The 2098-nt window shown below is 68.4% G+C and carries 4 protein-coding genes; all 4 read left to right on the forward strand.

Features of this window, described 5'->3' with window-relative positions; genetic code table 11:
• Positions 1-573, forward strand: a 573-nt coding sequence (gene cysC / locus BG35_RS0109565) for an adenylyl-sulfate kinase (protein WP_025782643.1), incomplete at its 5' end; no start/stop codon positions are given.
• A gap of 57 nt (positions 574-630) precedes the next feature.
• Positions 631-1329 (forward strand): 7-cyano-7-deazaguanine synthase QueC, encoded by a 699-nt coding sequence (gene queC / locus BG35_RS0109570; protein ID WP_025782644.1) that lies wholly within the window; start codon positions 631-633, stop codon positions 1327-1329.
• Positions 1319-1648, forward strand: coding sequence for a glycosyltransferase family protein (locus BG35_RS11730; RefSeq protein WP_025782645.1), 330 nt, complete (start codon positions 1319-1321; stop codon positions 1646-1648). Before queC ends, BG35_RS11730 begins: the two co-directional genes overlap by 11 nt.
• A partial coding sequence (locus tag BG35_RS11735; RefSeq protein ID WP_236619851.1) for a polysaccharide pyruvyl transferase family protein occupies positions 1645-2098 on the forward strand: 454 nt, incomplete at its 3' end. The genes BG35_RS11730 and BG35_RS11735, both read left to right, overlap by 4 nt.

A 2098-nucleotide genomic window follows, 5' to 3' on the forward strand; every position in this document is an offset into this window, starting at 1 on the left:
TCCCGCCAGGACCGGGCGGCCTTGCGGGGGCACGGCAGCGCCATCCTCTGGTTCACGGGCCTCTCCGGCTCCGGCAAGAGCACCATGGCCAACGGGGTCAACGGCGAACTGCACCGCCGTGGCGTGGCGGGTTACGTGCTGGACGGGGACAACGTGCGCCATGGCCTCTGCAACGATCTGGGCTTTACCGATGCCGACCGGATGGAGAATATCCGCCGCATTGGCGAGGTGGCCAGGTTGTTCCTGGAGGCGGGGATCATCACCTTGACGGCGTTTGTCTCCCCCTTTCAAGGGGATCGGGATCGGGCCAGGGCCCTGGCGCCCCCCGGTGATTTCCTGGAGATCTACTGCGCCGCCGACCTGGCCACGTGCGAGCAGCGGGATCCCAAGGGTCTGTACGCCAAAGCCCGGGCTGGCCGGATCAAGCACTTCACCGGTCTGGATTCCCCCTATGAGCCCCCCCGCAATCCCGAACTGGTGATCCGGACCGGCGATTGCTCCTTGCAGGAGGGGATTGAGCAGGTGTTGAGCGCCCTTGAGCAGCGGCGGTTGATTCCTTCTCTCCCCGCTTGAGCGCTTGAGATCCATGGCCGTGCCCGGCAATCCCGCCCTGAAGACCCACACCGCCCCATGAGCCCTCCTCCCGTTGCCGTTGCCCTGCTCTCCGGTGGCCTGGACTCTGCCACGGCGGCAGCCATGGCCATGGCCGAGGGGGATCAGGTGATCGGCCTTTCCATGGACTACGGCCAGCGCCACCGCCGCGAACTGCAAGCAGCCTCCGCCCTGGCTACGGCCTTGGGACTGGCGGAGCACCACCGGTTGAAGGTGAATCTGGCCGCCTGGGGCGGCTCGGCCCTCACGGATCTTCAGCAGCCGTTGCCCCAGGAGGGGGTGCAGCCGAACATCATCCCCACCACCTACGTGCCGGGGCGCAATACGGTGTTTATCGCCCTGGCCCTGAGCCTGGCCGAGGCCAGGGGCGCGCGGCGGTTGGTGCTGGGGGTCAATGCGGTGGATTACTCCGGTTATCCGGACTGCCGCGGCGATTACCTGGAGCAATACCAGATTCTGGCGGACCTGGCCACCAAAGCCGGTCGCATGGGGCGGGGACCCAAGCTCTGGACGCCCCTCCTGCTGCTCAACAAGCGGGAGATCGTTGAGCAGGCCCTGGCTCTGGACGTGCCCATTGCCGCCACCTGGAGCTGCTACGGCAACGGGGAGGAGCCCTGTGGCCGCTGCGATAGCTGCCGCATCCGCGATCAGGCGCTCCATGACGCGGGAGTTCCCCATCTGGCCAGCCCCTGGTCCGTCGCCCACCATGGCCCCTGACGACACCGGCCAGTCTGGGAAGACTCCGGGGCAAATGGGGCAAATGGTGCTCCTCTGCGGCTACTACGGCGAGCACAACCTTGGGGACGATGCGCTGTTGGCCACCCTTCTGGCCCTGCTGCCCCCCTCCTGCCCTGTGGTGGTTACCGCCCGGGACCAGCGCCAGGTGCGGGAGCAATTCGGTGTTGCCGCCTGCCCCCGTGATCAACCTGTCAGGGTGCTGCTGGCCCTGGTGCGCGCCCAGGCGTTGGTGCTGGGGGGGGGAGCCTGCTGCAGGACGGCACCAGCCGGCGCAGCCTTCTCTATTACACGGCTCTGATTCTGGCCGCCCGGCTTCTGGGGCGCCCCGTGGTGTTGTGGGGCCAGGGTCTGGGGCCGCTCAATACCCGCACCGGCCGTCTCCTGGCCCGGCTGAGTCTGCGGTTGGCCCAGGGCATCACTTGGCGGGATCACCAATCAGCCGCCATGGCCGCCGCCTGGGGTATTCACGCCCCCATGGGTCGGGATCCGGTGTGGTCCCTCCCCCGGCGCAACTTCGCCGCCATGGCTGATGGCCCCGCCGCGGGCGCCGTTTGCCTGTGCTGGCGACCCACCCCCCTGCTGAACGCCGACGGCTGGCGTCAACTGGAGAATCAGGTCATCGAGGACGCCAGCGCCGCCAGGCTCCCGTGTGCCTTGTCCCGTTCCATGCCCACCAGGACGCGCCGCTGCTCCGGGCCTGCGCCGTCCGGCTCCGGACCGCCGGTCTGGTGTGTCACGTTTGGCGTCC

It is taken from the genome of Candidatus Synechococcus spongiarum SH4 (assembly GCF_000586015.1).
Lineage (GTDB): Bacteria > Cyanobacteriota > Cyanobacteriia > PCC-6307 > Cyanobiaceae > Synechococcus_B > Synechococcus_B spongiarum_F.

Excerpts from the sequence above, each read along its gene's own strand:
- queC (WP_025782644.1), top strand. The coding sequence starts at position 631 with ATGAGCCCTCCTCCCGTTGCCGTTGCCCTGCTCTCCGGTGGCCTGGAC.
- BG35_RS11730 (WP_025782645.1), top strand. The coding sequence starts at position 1,319 with ATGGCCCCTGACGACACCGGCCAGTCTGGGAAGACTCCGGGGCAAATG.